We start from the raw sequence: 16,583 nt of genomic DNA, 5'->3' as shown, positions 1-16,583 counted from the left end.
CGTGAGGCGGCCGCTGGTCTGGCTGCTGCTGTGTCTGATACCTGCGCTGGCGACGGCGCAGGACGAGCCGTTGCGGCTTGCGTACAAAGGCCAGTTGCTCGCGTTGACCCCCACCCAACTGATCGCCCGCGAACCGTTGCCGCAGAGTCTGCAAACGCCGTTGGGCAGCCTGTGGAAGTTGTTTGTCTACGCGTGGCTGGTGGATACCGGTGCCCGGGAACCGGCTTATGAATGCCGTGGGCAGTCGAAGGACGAGGTCTATTGTTGCACCGCCGGTGGCAGGATCGAGCGCGATCAGGCGTTGGTGAAGTCGTGCGGGCTGTACTTCGAGCCCACGCGGCTGGGCATTGTGGCGTCGGATTGGCGCACGTACTGGCAGGCGCGGCAGGCGCCCTCGTGGTTGCTGGAGTTGCCGTCGATACAACCGGCGACCCGTGTATCGGTGGCCGAGTTGCTGGGTGTTTTAACGTGGCTGCCTGCCCGGGAACAGATGCGCCGGGTGTTGCTCGATGTGGTACTGGGCGCGGCGGATGGCAATGTCGTCGGCGAACTGGGCGGGCGCCTGCGGGTGAAAACCTGGAGCTGGCTGGGTGAACAGGGCCCGACTTCGCGTCAGGGCGGATTCGCCGGATGGACCGTCGATGGCACTCCGGTCTGGGCCGGTGGTCGCGGGACCAGCCAGAGGGTCTTGCGTCACTACGCGGTTGCGCTGGCTTCCGTGTTGCCCGATGACTGGCCCGCGGACGCCGGGCGCTGCGTCGAGGTCGGGTTGTTTTCCCGCTATCCGATCAAGCGCGTGCTGGCGGCGGATCGAGTGGTCGCTTCCGGTCCGATCAAGGGCGATTACCGGGTCGAGTTCAGCAACGGCAACCAGCTCGATATCCACAGCGATGGCGAGCTGTTTCTGCTCGATGGCAAACTCGTCGCCCGCCTGGATCGCGAGGAGTACGTCGCCCGGGTTCTCGAACGCGAAGCCAAACCGGAACCGGCCGAAGCGGCGAAAGCGCTGGCCGTGGCGATCCGCACCTACCTGCTGCAAAACGCCACGCGCCACGGCGACTGCCTGAGTATCGACGACAGCAGCAGTCGTCAACGCGTCGCGCCGCGTCCGGCTTCCGCCGAGTCGCGCCACATCGCGGCGTGGACCGCCGACCTGGTGTTGGCCGGCAGCACGGTCACCTATCACTCCGATCAACCCGGCCCGGACAAACTGGCCTGGCAGCAAGCGGTCGAGCAAGCCCATGCCGGCCAGCGCTACGACGCGATCCTGCTCCACGCCTACCCGCGTGCCAGCCTCAGCCGCTGGGACAACCCGGTGGCGTCCTGCGAGGCGTTGCCCGCCGCCCAGGACTGGCTGCAAACACAACGCCGCAGCTGGCGTCAGCGCCTCGAAGGCGAAACCGGCTACAGCGAAGTCAGCACCTTCGCCGTGTGCAAACTCGCGTTCGGACGCCCCTTCGTCGACCGCGAACGCCAGCGCCTCTACGTACGCGGCGTGCTGTCGCTGCAAGACCGTCTCGACCTGACTCACGAATACCTGCACCTGGCCTTCGAAGCACACCCCAACGGCCAGGATGAAACCTACATCGAAGGGCTTGCCCGTCACCTCTTGCTGGAATAGGCCATGAAACTCCGCTATCCACAGGTCTTGCTGTTCCTTTGCGCCGTCAGCGCGCTGCCAACGACCTATGCCGCCGTTGACCTGGAGACCCCCGTCGGCGGCTGGCGCACCGGCGCGCCGCAAGGCGAAGGCGAAAGCTTCCGCCAGACCGTCAACTACCCGGCCTCCTCGGTCAACACCCCCGCCGGCCAGGCCAACACCGCCCGCATCAGCGGCCAGATCAACGCCACCCCCAAGACCTCCGAGCCCGGCCGGCTGATCGTCAACGGCGTCAGCATGCCGCTGAAAATCGACCCTGCCGGGCGCTTCGATCGACCGTTCTCGTTTCCCAACGGCAGCAACAGCGTCGAAGTGCGCAGCCCCGACGGCCAGCAACGCCATCGCACGCAATTCCTCAATGCCAGCGGCGGCGCCACCCCCGCCAAGTTGCGGGTATTGCTGGCCTGGGACAGCGACGGCACCGACCTGGACCTGCACCTCATCACCCCCGACGGCGCCCACATCTGGTACGGCGATCGCGTCGCCCCCAACGGCGCCGCGCTCGATGTCGACGTCACCACCGGCTACGGCCCGGAAATCTTTGCCATGCCCGCGCCCATCAAGGGCCAGTACCTCGTTTATGTGAACTACTTCGGCGGCGGCTATCGCAGCGACGAGGAAGGGCAGGAAGAGGCGGCTCAGCCGCTGACCACCGCGCAGGTGACCGTGATCACGGAGGAAGGGACGCCGAATGAGAAGATGGAGACGTTCCTGGTGCCGATGCGGGCGGTGGGGGAGTTGACGTTGGTCAAGGGGTTTAGTTATCCGTGAGGGGGCGAGTGCCTGGGCGGCATGAACCTGTGTCGTATGGCATTTTTCGCTGTGATGGTGCGCAGGACCGAGTTAGTCAGCGGGCTGCTGAATAATTCGGTCCTGCGCATCTTGGTAAGCCGCTTCTCCCTCGCGTTTCCCGACGGCAACCACAAACACCACGACTTCCTGATCGATGACCTGGTATATCAGCCGATAACCCGCACTACGCAATTTGAGTTTGTAGCAGTCAGGCAGTTGGCGAAGCCGATTGGCTTCAATACGAGGATTTTCGAGTATTTCAGCCAGCTTCTTTTTAAACTGTTGGCGTAACGTGTCCCCCAGCTTTTTCCACTCTTTCAACGCGCGACGGTCAAATTCGAGGCTATAGGTCATCCAGGCTTACCTTGACTCGCTGAGGAGCGGCAAGACGTTCGGTGACCACGGCGATGAGCGCTTCATCCTCTTCGCTGAGTAAGGCTGCTTTGAAGGGTAATTTGCCGCGCTCGGCGACGTATTGAAGGGTTTGGCGCAGAAGTTCGGAAGGCGTTACTCCGAGCTTTTCCAACTCGGCAAATGAACGCTGCTTCAGATCATTGTCGATGCGGATGTTGATGGAAGCCATGGTGGTATGCCTGTAATGACGTTTGTCGTTACGTTAGCAATTGCGGTGCTGGCCCGGCAACCCCTCTTAAAGAGTTTCAGATGACAGGCGTGCTTTCTTCCAGACATTAAAAAGCCGGCTTGTGGCCGGCTTCTCGGGGACTGGCTTGGTTCATTTTTGGTAAACCTCGCCAGCCTTCAAAACGTACACCCGGATCTTGCGTCCGGCTGTGGGACTCGGCGAGAAAATCATCTGCTTCGTCGGTGCGATCTGAGCCGCTGAGCGGGTCGATGCGCAAATGTGGGGCGCAGCATACTGATTTTTTTGCGAAATTCCCAGTTTTTGGTGTGCGTATCTGGAGGGCGCGGGCTTGCTCCGGGGGATCACAGGAACGGTAGCGGCGGACGGCGCTTGTTCAGGGTGGAGCTCCAGAATACCCATCCCAGGACCCTGATGTGCTGCTCTTCGATTTGGGCCGCCCGGAAGATTTCATCCGGGTATTCGGCACTGTTGTGACTGCGCAGGCGCAGTCCATTGCCGGGCATGCGGTGCAGGTATTTGATTCTCAGCATGCCGTCGTGCTCGATCGCATAGATTTCCCCATCGACGATCTGGGTCAGGCCGCGATCGATGGCGAGGGTCGAGCCGTCGCCAATTTTCTCGGCCATGCTGTTGCCGATCATGTAGGCGCAGATGGCATCCCCGTAGTTGATTTCCAGGGAGTCGAGGTGGCTGCGCGGCAGGCGGATTGGTTGGCTGTTGTCGACGATGACGTGGGTTTTGTTCGAGCCTGGTGCGACGGGAACCTCCCTGAAGAAAGGCAGCTCGACGTCCGTGGGTTCGATAACGGTGTACACGCCCCTCAGGGCCTGGGCGTCGAAGGTGTCGCCGGTATCGCTGACCAGACGCAGGTGCCTGGCGTCTTTTGGGCCTTCGCCGGTTTTCAGCCACTCGCTGTTGACCGAAAGTTTCCTGGCGACTTCCTCGATGCGGTAGTCGGGCACGCCACGGGTGTACCAGTTGTGGACGGTTTGTGCGTTGTCGATCTTCAGGACTTCGGCGAAGCCGGTCGTCGTGATGTCCGCCATTTTCAGGAGCATTTTGAAGCGAAGGCCGCAGGTTTTGTTCTTTTTCATAAACACGAGTCTACGTGCGCCGCTGAAGGCTTTGAATAAACGACTTGTTCAAATTGCGCGGGAAATTTGCGTCCTCATGTAAGACGTATCTTGTGGAAATTAAACAGAAAAAACCAAACCGCCGATTTGTTAAACGGTGTGTTTAAAAGCATTCTTCCAGGCACAAAAAACCCCGGATTACCGGGGTTTTTTTTGAAGCGGGCCGCTCAAGGCTGACAGCCGCTTTTAGCCTTTGTAGGCAGCAACCGACTTGGTGATCGCAGCACGGGCGGCGTCTGCGCCGTCCCAGCCTTCGATCTTCACCCATTTGCCTTTTTCGAGATCCTTGTAGTTCGCGAAGAAGTGCTCGATCTGCTGGATCAGCAGTGCGGGCAGGTCGGTGTATTCCTTCACGTCGACGTACAGTTGGGACAGCTTGTCGTGTGGGACTGCGATGACTTTGGCATCGCCGCCGCCGTCGTCGGTCATGTTCAGGATGCCGACTGGACGCGCGCGGATCACCGAGCCTGGTGCGACCGGGTAAGGGGTCACGACCAGCACGTCGAGGGGATCACCGTCGTCAGCCAGGGTGTTGGGGATGTAACCGTAGTTGGCCGGGTAGAACATCGGGGTGGCCATGAAACGGTCAACGAACAGGCAATCGCTGTCTTTGTCGATTTCGTATTTGATCGGCGCGTGGTTGGCCGGAATCTCGATCGCGACGTAGATGTCGTTCGGCAGGTCTTTGCCAGCTGGAATCTTGCTGTAGCTCATTGGGCTGTGCCCCCGGTTAGTTGACCAAAAAGTGGCGGCGATTATAGGCATATTCCGCCACGGACGCTATGGACCAGAAGTCTTAGTCGCGTGGCTGATAGACCGGGTCTTCGGCCAGAAGTTGCCGTAGTCGGGCCAACGGGTCCTGGCGGTAAAACAGCTTCAATTGCTCATAGACATCCGGGTAGGCCTCGTGCAGCAGGTCCGGGGCGCTGAAGAAGTATTCGCTGGTGACGGCGAAGAACTCGGCCGGGTTTTCCGCCGCGTAGGGATCGATGGCGGTTTCGGCGTCCGGGTTGCGCTCCAGTTGCTGGTCGAGGTCGTCATAGGCCGCTTGCATGACCCGCGCCCAGTCACTGACGCGCATGTCGGGGTGCAGCGGCGGCAGGCCGTTGGCGTCGCCGTTGAGCATGTCGAGTTTATGCGCGAGCTCGTGGATCACCAGGTTGTAGCCTTCCCAGCCACCACTGGCCATCACCCCGGGCCAGGCGAGAATGACCGGGCCTTGCTGCCAGGCCTCACCGCTGTGTTCGCCGTCCCACTCGTGTTCGACGCCACTGGCGTCGCGATGGCGTTGCGGGCTGAGGAAATCGTCGGGGTAAAGGACGATTTCGTGAAAACCCTGGTACCAGTTGAGGTCACCCAGGTTGAGCAGCGGCAACTGGGCCTGGGCCGCGAGCAACAGACGCTGTTCCTGATGCAGTTCGACGCCGGGAAGGGCGGTCAGGTGTTTGTCTTCGAGGAACAATACGCTGGCTTCGCGCAACCATTGGTCTTCAGCGGCGCTGATGCCGTCGAGAAAGCTCAGGTGATGGCGCACCCGCTGCCACATGTCATCGGCGATCGGGTGCCTGGCCAGGATGCGCCGGCGGCGCCAGGCGCTGAGCGACCACATCGTTCAGCGCGGTTCGGCTTTGGACGCGGCGCTGCCGAAGCGGCTGCGGAACACACCGATGATCATCGGCACCAGTGACAGCAGGATGATGCCCACCACCAGCAGTGACAGATTTTTCTTGATGAACGGTACGTTGCCAAAGAAATAGCCGAGCGTCACCAGCCCGCCGACCCAGAGGATGGTGCCGAGCACGCTGAAAAAGAAGAAACGCGGATAAGGCATTTTCGCCACGCCGGCGACGAACGGCGCAAAGGTGCGGACGATCGGCAGGAATCGCGCCATGGTCACGGTCTTGCCGCCGTGTTTGTCATAGAAGTCGTGGGTTTGCTGCAGGTAATCGCGGCGGAAGATTTTCGAGTTCGGGTTGCTGAACAGGCGCTCGCCCGCCGTTCTGCCAATCACGTAGTTGGTGCTGTCACCCAGAATGGCCGCCAGCATCAGTAAGCCACCCAGCAGAACCGGGTCCATGCCACCGCCAGCCGCCACGGCGCCCGCGATGAACAACAGGGAATCGCCCGGCAGGAACGGCATGACCACCAGGCCGGTCTCGCAGAAGATGACCAGAAACAGGATGGCGTAGATCCAAGGCCCGTAATTGTTTACCAGCAAGTCGAGGTAGACATCGAGATGCAGGACAAGATCGAGCGGGTTGAAATCCATGGGGGCACCTGTGGTAACGGCCCGACTCGGCAGGCCTGTGCGGATGACTTCGCGAAAGGCTACACACGAATGTAGTTTTTCTTACAAGCCGGAAAGGTCCGCATTATACGGGCAGACACGTCAAAAGCGCGCCGAGTTTGTAGCGGGGGATTTCGCTGAAGACGGACGGTGACTTTGCAGGCGCGAGCTCGCTCGCAATGGAGGGCAGCGATGACGGGGAGTTACAGGATGCCCATGTTGCCCCGTCGTCCATCGCGAGCGAGCTCGGTGCTGCAGAGGAAAGATCAGAGTTCTTCGCTGATCGGCAGCACGTAGTTCTTGAACTCGGTGTCTTCCTTGAAACCGATGGACTCGTAGGTTTTCTGCGCCACCCGGTTGTCGCTGCTGGTGGAAACGCGCATGCGCACGGCATTGGTTTCCTTGGCCATTTTCTTCGCGGTGCGGATCAGGTTGTCGGCCACCAGCTGACGGCGGGCATCTTCGGCGACGTAGATGTCGTTGAGGATCCACACGCGCTTGAGCGAAAGCGAGGAAAAGCTCGGGTACAACTGACAGAAGCCCATCAGTTTGTCGTCATCGGACAAGGCCAGGTAGATCACCGACTCCTTGCGGCGCAGGCGTTTCTCGAGGAAGGCCCGGGACGAATCCGGATAGGGCAGGGAGCCATAAAACTCGCGATATTTGACGAACAGCGGGGTCAACAGGTCCAGGTGTTCGAGGGTCGCTTGAATAATCCGCATCGATAGGTCTCGTCTTCAAGTGGCTGTCTGACATCGTGACGGCAATAGGAAACCCTTGGCGGCCGTGGTTCGATCCTGCCTGAATCAGGCGCAGAAACGCAATGCGGAAACGGTTCAGGTATTCGGCGTGTTCAGTAGGAAATTGCCCTTCGTGTTGGTCCCAGCGTCGGAGGCCAGTGTTTGCACCTGTGCTTCGTCCTTGAGGTTGACGCCCGACAGCTGCCGCCGACAGGCTTCCCGCATCAGGTACAACAGGCGGTGTGCGGCCATGCCGTAACTCAGGCCCTCCAGCCGCACGTTGGAAATGCAGTTGCGATGGGCGTCCGTCAGGCCAACCCTGGGATTGTAGGTGAAATACAAGCCAAGGCTGTCCGGCGAGCTGAGGCCAGGGCGTTCGCCGATCAGGATCACCACCATTTTGGCGTTCAGCAACTGGCCGACCTCATCGGCGACGGCGACCCGGCCTTGCTCCACCAGCACCACCGGCGACACCGCCCAGCCTTCGACCGCGATCTGTTCCTGCAGACGCGCCAGGAACGGCGCCGCATGCCGGTGAACCGCCAGTGCCGACAAACCATCGGCCACCACGATCGCCAGATCGAGGCCGTCGGGATGGGTTGAGGCATAGTCGCGCAGGGTCTGCGCCGACGCGTCGCACAGCTTGCGCCCCAAATCGGGGCGTTGCAGGTAGGTGTCGCGATTCGGTGCGGCGCTGTGCAGCAGCAGTGTGTTGTAGCCACCTTCGGCCAGTTGCGCGCGGAGTTCGGCATGATCGAACGCCAGATGCACCGCGTCCCGGGCCTGGGCGTGGGCGTACTGGAAATCCAGTTGCGCGCCGGTGGGCAGGCTGGTACCGGTGCGGCCCAGCGCAATGCGTGCGGGGGTCAGGCGGCGCAGCTCCAGCAACGGGTTTTGTGGATCGCCAGCAGGTTTATCCATTTCGGTGCTCATCCCAATTGCGCCAAGGCCTGACGAAACGCCGGTGGCAGTTGGCTGCCGAACTGAATCTTGCCGCCGGCCTGGGTGAAGATACCCATGTTCGCCAGCCATTGTTCGAACTCCGGCGCCGGGCGCAGGCCCAGGGTTTGCCGGGCATAGAGTGCGTCGTGGAACGAGGTGGTCTGGTAATTGAGCATGATGTCGTCGGAACCGGGGATGCCCATGATGAAGTTGATCCCGGCCACGCCCAGCAGGGTCAGCAGGGTGTCCATGTCGTCCTGGTCGGCTTCCGCATGGTTGGTGTAGCAGATGTCGCAGCCCATCGGCACGCCCAGGAGCTTGCCGCAGAAGTGATCCTCGAGGCCGGCGCGGATGATCTGTTTGCCGTTGTAGAGGTATTCCGGTCCGATGAATCCGACCACGGTGTTGACCAGGAACGGTTTGAAGTGTCGCGCCACGGCGTAGGCACGGGTTTCGCAGGTTTGTTGATCGACGCCGTGATGGGCGTTGGCCGACAGGGCGCTGCCCTGGCCGGTCTCGAAATACATCAGGTTCTGCCCGCCGCGCTTGAGGCTGAGCCCGGCTTCGTAGCCTTCCTGCAACAGGTTCAGACTGATGCCGAAGCTGGCGTTGGCCGCTTCGGTGCCGGCGATCGACTGGAACACCAGGTCCAGCGGGATGCCCCGATTGATGGCTTCGATGGACGTGGTGACGTGGGTCAGCACGCAGGCCTGCGTCGGAATTTCGTAGCGCTGGATGATCGCATCGAGCATTTCCAGCATCGCGCAAATCGAGGCAATGCTGTCGGTGGCCGGGTTGATGCCGATCATCGCGTCACCGTTGCCGTAGAGCAGGCCGTCGAGAATGCTCGCGGCAATACCGGCCGGTTCGTCGGTGGGGTGATTGGGTTGCAGGCGCGTGGAGAGGCGTCCGCGCAGGCCCATGGTGCCGCGAAACTGCGTGACCACGCGGATTTTCTGCGCCACCAGCACCAGATCCTGTACGCGCATCAGCTTGGACACTGCCGCGGCCATCTCCGGCGTCAACCCGGGGGCGAGGGCGCGCAGGCTCTGTTCGTCGGCGGCCTCGCTGAGCAGCCAGTCGCGCAAGCCACCGACGGTCAGGTGGCTGACGGCGGCGAAGGCGTGTTGGTCGTGGGTGTCGATGATCAGTCGGGTGACTTCATCGGTCTCGTAGGGAATCAGCACTTCCTGCAGGAAGTGGGTGAGAGGAATGTCCGCCAGGGCCATTTGCGCGGCGACGCGTTCACCATCGTTGAGCGCCGCAACGCCGGCCAGGAAGTCCCCGGAACGCGCGGGACTGGCCTTGGCCATGACGTCCTTGAGGCTGTCGAAGCGATAGGTCTGGGCGCCGATGGAATGGGCAAACGAGGCCATGGGGCGGTGTCCTCCTGAAGTGTGTGTACCCGAGGAAGGGGTGTTGTGAGCATGCAAAGGCTGCGCCAGGGCGCCCGGGCATGGAGTGTGTCCGTTGAAAAGCCATCGCGAGCAGGCTCGCTCCCACAGGGTAGGTGAAAGACCTGTGGGAGCGAGCCTGCTCGCGATGGCTGTGGCGGAGCGAGGCAGGTTTGCCTGCCTCGCCCTTGGCCTTTAGAAAAAGCCCAGCGGATTGATGTCGTAGCTCACCAGCAGGTTTTTGGTCTGCTGATAGTGATCGAGCATCATCTTGTGAGTTTCACGGCCGACGCCGGACTTCTTGTAACCGCCGAACGCGGCATGGGCCGGGTACAGGTGGTAGCAGTTGGTCCATACACGACCGGCCTTGATGGCGCGGCCCATGCGATAGGCGCGGTTGATGTCGCGGGTCCAGAGGCCGGCGCCGAGGCCGAACTCGGTGTCATTGGCAATGGCCAGGGCTTCGGCTTCGTCCTTGAAGGTGGTGATGCTCACCACCGGGCCAAAGATTTCCTCCTGGAACACGCGCATCTTGTTGGTGCCCTTGAGCAGGGTCGGCTGGATGTAGTAGCCGCTCGCCAGGTTGCCCTCGAGTTTTTCCACCTTGCCGCCAGTCAGCAGCTCGGCGCCTTCGCCCTTGGCGATTTCCAGGTACGAGAGGATTTTGTCGAATTGCTGCTCGGAAGCCTGGGCGCCGACCATGGTGTCGGTGTCCAGCGGGTCGCCGCGTTTGATTTGCAGGACTTTGTTCATGACCACTTTCATGAACTCGTCGTAGATCGACTCCTGCACCAGGGCACGGGAAGGGCAGGTGCAGACTTCGCCCTGGTTGAAGAACGCCAGGACCAGACCTTCGGCGGCTTTCTCGATGAAGGTCGGCTCGGCCTGCATGATGTCTTCGAAGAAGATGTTCGGCGATTTGCCACCCAGTTCCACGGTGGACGGAATGATGTTCTCCGCCGCACATTTCATGATGTGCGAACCGACCGGGGTCGAGCCGGTGAAGGCAATCTTGGCGATACGCTTGCTGGTGGCCAGGGCTTCACCGGCTTCCTTGCCAAAGCCTTGCACGACGTTGAGGACGCCTGGTGGCAGCAGGTCGCCAATCAGTTCGACCAGCACGGTGATGCCCAGCGGAGTTTGCTCGGCAGGCTTGAGCACCACGCAGTTACCGGCGGCCAGGGCTGGGGCGAGTTTCCACGCGGCCATCAAAATCGGGAAGTTCCACGGGATGATCTGCCCGACCACGCCCAGCGGTTCATGGATGTGATAGGCCACGGTGTTGCCGTCGATCTCGGCAGCGCTGCCTTCCTGGGCGCGCAGGCAACCGGCGAAATAGCGGAAGTGATCGGCGGCCAGCGGAATGTCGGCGTTGAGGGTTTCGCGAACGGCCTTGCCGTTGTCCCAGGTTTCGGTGATCGCCAGGGTTTCCAGGTGCTGTTCGATGCGATCGGCAATTTTCAGCAGGATCAGCGAGCGCGCCTGGACGGAGGTGGCACCCCAGGCATCCGCCGCAGCATGGGCGGCATCCAGGGCCTTGTCGATGTCCTCGGCCGTGGAGCGGGGGAATTCGGCTATCGGTTGGCCATTCACTGGCGAGGTGTTGGTGAAGTACTGACCTTTGACAGGCGCGACGAACTCGCCGCCGATGTAGTTACCGTACTTGCTCTTGAACGAGACCTTGGCGCCTTCAGTACCGGGGTGAGCGTAACGCATGATGGGTTCTCCTTGGTTTGTTGTACTTATAAGGAAGTGGCGCGTGTGCGCTTGACTTAAGCGTAGAGCAAAGGTCGGGCCAGCGCCTTGCAGCTCAGGTAAATCAAGGCCTTGCGCTGTTTTTGTCGGACAGGCGGAGGACGTCTGTGACGTTTTCGGTACGCTGCACGTGACACTTTGTACCGCTTGTGACACAGCCTGTGGCGGCGTGGGTTCGCCAGCATTGCAATACGCCGCAGGCAGGAGGATGCTCAGGCACACACTCCAGGCCCAACCTGCGGGGAGAAGAACAACAGATGCACGACAACCATTTGAGTCGCCATGCCCAGCAGGTACTGACCGTGACCCAGGGCAAATCCCACCTGCACGGTCCCGGCAGCGATCCCTCCATAGCCCGGTCCTGGCTGCGCTGTCTCGAGGACTATCACCTCGATCCGAGCCTGACCATGGCACCCACCGTGCTGGAACATGGCCGCCTGCTGGAAAGTCGCGAGCGCCTGCAGCAAGTGCTGCACATCGCCGGCAATGAAATGAGCAGCCTGCATCAGCAACTCTCCGGCGCCGGCCATGCGGTGCTGTTGACCGATGCGCGGGGCGTGATCCTCAACTGTGTCACCGCGCCCACCGAACGCAGGATTTTCGAGCGCGCCGGCCTCTGGCTCGGTGCCGACTGGAGCGAAGCCTGCGAAGGCACCAACGGCATCGGCACTTGCCTGGTGGAGCGCCAGGCACTGACCATTCACCAGGACGAGCATTTTCGCGGTCGTCACACCGGTCTGACCTGTTCCGCAAGCCCGGTTTTCGACCCCCATGGCGACTTGCTGGCGGTGCTGGACGTGTCGTCGGCGCGGCACGACGTGTCGCGGCAAAGCCAGTTCCACACCATGGCCCTGGTCAACCTTTCGGCGAAGATGATCGAGAGCTGCTATTTCCTGCGCTACTTCGACAACCAATGGTTGCTGCGTTTTCATTTACAGGCCGAATCCGTCGGGCTGTTCAGCGAAGGGCTGCTGGCGTTTGACGGCGAAGGGCGGATCTGTGCGGTCAACCAGAGTGCGCTCAACCTGCTGGGGCATGCGCGCGGCGCCATGCTCGGCCAACCGGTGGAGGCGTTTTTCGATTGCGCGCTGGACGAGTTGCTCGGCCGCGCGAGCGTGAGTCCCAGCGCCAGTTGGCCGTTGCGCAGCCGAGACGGACGCGGCCTGTTTGCCGTGTTGCGAGGTCAGCCGCGCAGCTTTTCGACGCCAGTGCCTCCGCGCCCGATGCTGGCCGAGGCGGCTCGCCTGCCGGGGATTTGTCTCGGCGATGAGCGGCTGCAAGCGGATTTCCGCAAGGCGTTGCGGGTCTTCGAACGGGACGTTCCGCTGCTGATCCATGGCGAAACCGGGTCCGGCAAGGAGGCCTTCGCCAAGGCTGTGCACCAGGCCAGTCAGCGATCCGAGCAGGCGTTCGTAGCCCTTAACTGCGCGGCGATTCCCGAGAGCCTGATTGAAAGCGAGCTGTTCGGCTATCGCGGCGGCAGCTTCACCGGCGCACGCAAGGAGGGCATGCGCGGCAAGTTGCAGCAGGCCGATGGCGGCACCTTGTTCCTCGACGAGATCGGCGACATGCCGCTGGCGTTGCAGACCCGGCTGCTGCGGGTGCTGGAGGATCGGCAGGTGGTGCCGATCGGCGGTGCTCCCGAGGCGGTCAACGTGCGAATCATCAGCGCGACCCACCGTGACCTGCTGGAACGGGTACGGGACGGGAGCTTTCGCGAAGACCTGTATTACCGGCTCAACGGACTGGAAATCGCCTTGCCGGCGTTGCGTGAGCGCAGTGACCGGTCGCAGTTGCTCGACTATCTGCTGGCGCAGGAAGCGGACGGTGAGACGGTGCTGATCGATGAACCCGCACGCCAGGCGCTGTTGGGGTTCGCCTGGCCCGGCAACGTGCGCCAGATGCGCAATGTCCTGCGTACCCTGGCGGCGCTGTGTGACGGCGGGCGCGTCGGTCTGGAGGACTTGCCGGCGATGGTCCTTCATGCCCGGCCGGCCGTGATTTCGCCCGCGCAGGAGCCGACCGAGTATCCGCTTGAGGATGCCGAGCGGCTGGCGTTGCTCACTGCGCTGGAGCAGCAGCGCTGGCACATGACCCACACGGCCGAACAGCTGGGGGTCAGTCGCAATACCCTCTACAGGAAGTTGCGCAAGCACGGGATCGCCCGCTAGACCGCATCGCGGCTTTCGCGAACAAGCCCGCGCCCACAGTGGAATGCGTTGCCCTGTGGGCGCGGGCGTCAGTGCGGGCGAAACACCAGGTGCGGTTTTCCCCTCCCTACGCTAACCTGCGGCCATGTTTTACGAGGTCGACTATGCACATTCATATTCTTGGTATCTGCGGCACTTTCATGGGTTCGATGGCGGTTCTGGCCAAAGAGCTGGGCCATCATGTGACCGGCTCCGATGCCAACGTCTATCCACCGATGAGCACCCAGCTGGAGGCCCAGGGCATCGAGTTGACCCAGGGCTACGACCCGGCGCAGCTCGATCCGGCCCCCGACCTGGTGGTGATCGGCAACGCCATGTCCCGCGGTAACCCGGCGGTCGAGTACGTGCTGAACAAGGGATTGCCCTACGTTTCCGGCCCGCAATGGCTGGCCGACCACGTATTGCAAGGTCGTTGGGTGCTGGCTGTCGCGGGGACCCACGGCAAGACCACCACCAGCAGTATGCTCGCCTGGGTGCTGGAGCACGCCGGCATGAGCCCGGGTTTCCTGATCGGCGGCGTGCCGCAGAACTTTTCGGTGTCGGCCCGACTGGGCGGCACCCCATTCTTCGTGATCGAAGCCGACGAGTACGACAGCGCGTTCTTCGACAAGCGTTCCAAGTTCGTCCACTACCGCCCGCGGACGGCGATCCTGAACAACCTGGAATTCGATCATGCGGACATCTTCCCTGATCTGCCGGCCATCGAGCGACAGTTTCACCACTTGGTCAGGACCATTCCGAGCGAAGGCCTGGTGATTCATCCGACCACCGAGCCGGCCTTGCAGCGCGTGATCGAGATGGGCTGCTGGACGCCGGTGCAAACCACCGGTGCCGGTGGTCAATGGCAGGTCAAATTGCTGAGTGAAGACGGTTCGGCGTTCGAAGTGATGTTCGACGGCGTGGCCCAGGGCGTGGTCGAGTGGGACATGACCGGTCAGCACAACGTGGCCAATGCCCTGGCGACCCTGGCCGCAGCTCGCCATGTCGGTGTCGTGCCCGCCATGGGCATCGCGGCGTTGAGCGCGTTCAAGAGTGTGAAGCGGCGGATGGAGAAAGTGGCAGAAGTCCGGGGTATCACCATCTACGACGACTTTGCCCACCATCCGACGGCCATCGCCACCACGCTCGACGGCCTGCGCAAGCGCATTGGCGACGCGCCATTGATTGCGATCATCGAGCCGCGCTCCAACTCCATGAAGCTCGGCGCTCACCGTGACGGCTTGCCCGAAAGCGTGGCGGATGCCGACCAGGTCATCTGGTACGCGCCAGCCAACCTCGGCTGGGACCTGGCCGCCACGGCGGCGCTGTGCAGCGTGCCGTCAATTGTCAGCGATTCGCTGGAAGGCATTATCGAGCGGGTGAAAAGTCAGGCTCAGCCGGGCACGCACGTGGTGATCATGAGCAACGGCGGGTTTGGCGGCCTGCACGGCAAACTGGCCGAGGCGCTGCAATGAACAACGGCCCGGAACGCATCACGCTGGCCATGACCGGCGCTTCGGGCGCCCAGTATGGCTTGCGCCTGCTGGACTGCCTGATCCGCGAAGATCGCGAGGTGCATTTCCTGATCTCCAAGGCCGCGCAATTGGTGATGGCCACCGAGACCGACGTGACGTTGCCACCGAAAACCCAGATGATGCAGGCCTTTCTCACCGAGTACACCGGTGCCGCCGATGGACAGATCCGCGTGTACGGCAAGGAAGACTGGATGTCGCCCGTGGCCTCGGGCTCCGGTGCGCCGGCGGCGATGGTGGTGGTGCCGTGTTCCACCGGGACGCTCTCGGCGATCGCCACCGGCGCCTGCAACAACCTGATCGAGCGTGCGGCCGACGTTACGTTGAAGGAGCGCCGCCAGCTGATTCTGGTGCCGCGTGAAGCGCCGTATTCGAGCATTCACCTGGAGCACATGCTGAAGTTGTCGAACATGGGCGTGACGATCCTTCCGGCATCGCCCGGGTTCTATCATCAGCCGCAAACCATCGACGACCTCGTCGACTTCGTCGTGGCCCGGATTCTCAATCTGCTGAACATCCCTCAGGACATGCTGCCGCGTTGGGGCGAACACCATCTGACCAGCGATGAATAAGCTGCTGGCGCTGGTGCTGGTCGTGCAATTGGCTGGCTGCGCCACCGCGCGCACGCTGGATGCTGCCAAGCCGGGGGCTCCGGTGGTGTATGCGGGGACCCGGCTGGACATGTATGCCTTGAACGGTGGTTGCTGCGCGATGGACCGCTTTGGCGCAGAGGCGCCGAGCTATCCGGGGGTGGATCTGCCGGCCAGCGCTCTGCTCGATACGCTGCTGTTGCCGTTGTCCGTGCTGACGGTGATCGGTGTGAGTTTTCAGGCGACGGGCGGGTTGTAGCGTTCGGTCCCGAATCGGCGGTGCGCCCACCCCGTCGCCGTAGCGTTACTTGCCCAGCTTGCGCAACTCATCCGATTCGACCACCCGCACTCCATCCTGTTCTTCCAGCGCCAGCCGCCACATCGCGCGCGCCAACTGGCAGGCTTCGATGCCTCGGTACTTGCCTGGAATCAGGCGCGATAACGGGCCGGCCAGTTGTTCGGCCAGGCGCGGTTCAATCCGGTCGCCCAGCAACAGCGAAGGTCGGCAGATGGTCAGTTGTGGCCAGTCCTGCGCCCGCAAGGCGTACTCCATCTCGCCTTTGACCCGGTTGTAGAACACCGAGGATCGACGGTCGGCCCCCACGGCGCTGATCACGATCAGGTGCCGGGCGCCCATTTCCCGTGCACGCTTGGCGAAAGCCACCACCATGTCCAGATCGACCGCACGGAACGCTTCTTCCGAGCCCGCCTGCTTGATCGTGGTGCCGAGGCAGCAGTACGCAATGTCGACACGACCGTTCAGTTGCGGCAGAAACACCGCCGGGTCGCCGACCGGGTTTTCCAGGTGCGGGTGTTCGGCCAGCGGCCGGCGTGAGGGGGCCAGAACACGGGTGATGGTCGGCTCGTTGAGCAGGCGGTCAAGCAAGTGTTCTCCGGTCAGCCCGGTCGCTCCGGCAAGCAATACATGCTGAGGCGTCAAGTACATAGTGTTTCTCCCTTGATAC

General features: G+C 62.2%; 17 protein-coding genes. 6 read left to right on the top strand and 11 right to left on the bottom strand.

The window, feature by feature from the left end; translation table 11 throughout:
- Position 1 precedes the first annotated feature (1 nt).
- The gene (locus IB249_RS27655) at positions 2-1,621 is read left to right on the top strand and encodes a DUF2300 domain-containing protein (RefSeq protein WP_192309256.1); all 1,620 of its coding nucleotides are present in this window, start codon (positions 2-4) and stop codon (positions 1,619-1,621) included.
- 3 nt (positions 1,622-1,624) lie between these two features.
- Complete coding sequence (locus IB249_RS27650; protein ID WP_192309254.1) at positions 1,625-2,431, top strand: YfaP family protein; 807 nt, start codon at positions 1,625-1,627, stop codon at positions 2,429-2,431.
- A 72-nt stretch (positions 2,432-2,503) separates the two neighbouring features.
- Here IB249_RS27650 and IB249_RS27645 read toward each other — a convergent pair whose 3' ends face one another.
- The 10 genes from IB249_RS27645 to IB249_RS27600 all read right to left on the bottom strand — a co-directional run bounded on the left by IB249_RS27645 (position 2,504) and on the right by IB249_RS27600 (position 11,268).
- Complete coding sequence (locus IB249_RS27645; RefSeq protein WP_192309252.1) at positions 2,504-2,806, bottom strand: type II toxin-antitoxin system RelE family toxin; 303 nt, start codon at positions 2,804-2,806, stop codon at positions 2,504-2,506.
- Complete coding sequence (locus IB249_RS27640) at positions 2,796-3,035, bottom strand: type II toxin-antitoxin system RelB/DinJ family antitoxin (RefSeq protein ID WP_192309250.1); 240 nt, start codon at positions 3,033-3,035, stop codon at positions 2,796-2,798. Before IB249_RS27640 ends, IB249_RS27645 begins: the two co-directional genes overlap by 11 nt.
- Positions 3,036-3,397: 362 nt before the next feature.
- Positions 3,398-4,150 carry a helix-turn-helix transcriptional regulator gene (locus IB249_RS27635; protein WP_192309248.1) on the bottom strand — a complete coding sequence of 251 codons (753 nt, stop codon included), beginning with the start codon at positions 4,148-4,150 and terminating at the stop codon, positions 3,398-3,400.
- 225 nt (positions 4,151-4,375) lie between these two features.
- Positions 4,376-4,903, bottom strand: a complete 528-nt coding sequence (gene ppa / locus IB249_RS27630; RefSeq protein ID WP_007933577.1) for an inorganic diphosphatase — start codon at positions 4,901-4,903, stop codon at positions 4,376-4,378.
- Between the two features lie 82 nt (positions 4,904-4,985).
- Positions 4,986-5,798 carry a zinc-dependent peptidase gene (locus IB249_RS27625; RefSeq protein WP_192309246.1) on the bottom strand — a complete coding sequence of 271 codons (813 nt, stop codon included), beginning with the start codon at positions 5,796-5,798 and terminating at the stop codon, positions 4,986-4,988.
- A gap of 3 nt (positions 5,799-5,801) precedes the next feature.
- Complete coding sequence (locus tag IB249_RS27620) at positions 5,802-6,458, bottom strand: DedA family protein (RefSeq protein WP_192309244.1); 657 nt, start codon at positions 6,456-6,458, stop codon at positions 5,802-5,804.
- Positions 6,459-6,742: 284 nt separating this feature from the next.
- Positions 6,743-7,198, bottom strand: coding sequence for a GNAT family N-acetyltransferase (locus tag IB249_RS27615; RefSeq protein ID WP_192309242.1), 456 nt, complete (start codon positions 7,196-7,198; stop codon positions 6,743-6,745).
- Positions 7,199-7,312: 114 nt separating this feature from the next.
- Positions 7,313-8,137 carry an ethanolamine ammonia-lyase subunit EutC gene (eutC, locus tag IB249_RS27610; protein ID WP_192309240.1) on the bottom strand — a complete coding sequence of 275 codons (825 nt, stop codon included), beginning with the start codon at positions 8,135-8,137 and terminating at the stop codon, positions 7,313-7,315.
- 8 nt (positions 8,138-8,145) lie between these two features.
- Positions 8,146-9,534 carry an ethanolamine ammonia-lyase subunit EutB gene (locus IB249_RS27605; RefSeq protein WP_192309238.1) on the bottom strand — a complete coding sequence of 463 codons (1,389 nt, stop codon included), beginning with the start codon at positions 9,532-9,534 and terminating at the stop codon, positions 8,146-8,148.
- A 213-nt stretch (positions 9,535-9,747) separates the two neighbouring features.
- The gene (locus IB249_RS27600; protein ID WP_192309236.1) at positions 9,748-11,268 is read right to left on the bottom strand and encodes an aldehyde dehydrogenase family protein; all 1,521 of its coding nucleotides are present in this window, start codon (positions 11,266-11,268) and stop codon (positions 9,748-9,750) included.
- A gap of 296 nt (positions 11,269-11,564) precedes the next feature.
- On the opposite strand from IB249_RS27600, the gene IB249_RS27595 reads away from it, so the two are divergent.
- The 4 genes from IB249_RS27595 (at position 11,565) to IB249_RS27580 (ending at position 15,877) form a co-directional block, all read left to right on the top strand.
- On the top strand, positions 11,565-13,478 hold the full coding sequence (locus tag IB249_RS27595) for a sigma-54-dependent Fis family transcriptional regulator (protein WP_192309234.1): 1,914 nt from the start codon (positions 11,565-11,567) through the stop codon (positions 13,476-13,478).
- Between the two features lie 143 nt (positions 13,479-13,621).
- Positions 13,622-14,971, top strand: a complete 1,350-nt coding sequence (gene mpl / locus IB249_RS27590) for a UDP-N-acetylmuramate:L-alanyl-gamma-D-glutamyl-meso-diaminopimelate ligase (protein WP_192309232.1) — start codon at positions 13,622-13,624, stop codon at positions 14,969-14,971.
- Positions 14,968-15,600, top strand: a complete 633-nt coding sequence (gene ubiX / locus IB249_RS27585) for a flavin prenyltransferase UbiX (protein WP_192309230.1) — start codon at positions 14,968-14,970, stop codon at positions 15,598-15,600. The genes mpl and ubiX overlap by 4 nt, the downstream gene beginning before the upstream one ends.
- Entirely contained in the window at positions 15,593-15,877 is a 285-nt protein-coding gene (locus IB249_RS27580) for a YceK/YidQ family lipoprotein (protein ID WP_192309228.1), read from the top strand. Before ubiX ends, IB249_RS27580 begins: the two co-directional genes overlap by 8 nt.
- A gap of 45 nt (positions 15,878-15,922) precedes the next feature.
- Here the strand turns inward: IB249_RS27580 and IB249_RS27575 are convergent, their stop codons facing one another.
- Positions 15,923-16,564, bottom strand: a complete 642-nt coding sequence (locus IB249_RS27575) for an oxidoreductase (protein WP_192309226.1) — start codon at positions 16,562-16,564, stop codon at positions 15,923-15,925.
- Between the last annotated feature and the right edge of the window lie 19 nt (positions 16,565-16,583).

It is taken from the genome of Pseudomonas sp. PDM04, from assembly GCF_014851765.1.
Lineage (GTDB): Bacteria > Pseudomonadota > Gammaproteobacteria > Pseudomonadales > Pseudomonadaceae > Aquipseudomonas.
The sequence above is the reverse complement of the archived record's forward strand: the minus strand, read 5'-3'. Positions and strand labels throughout refer to the sequence as shown.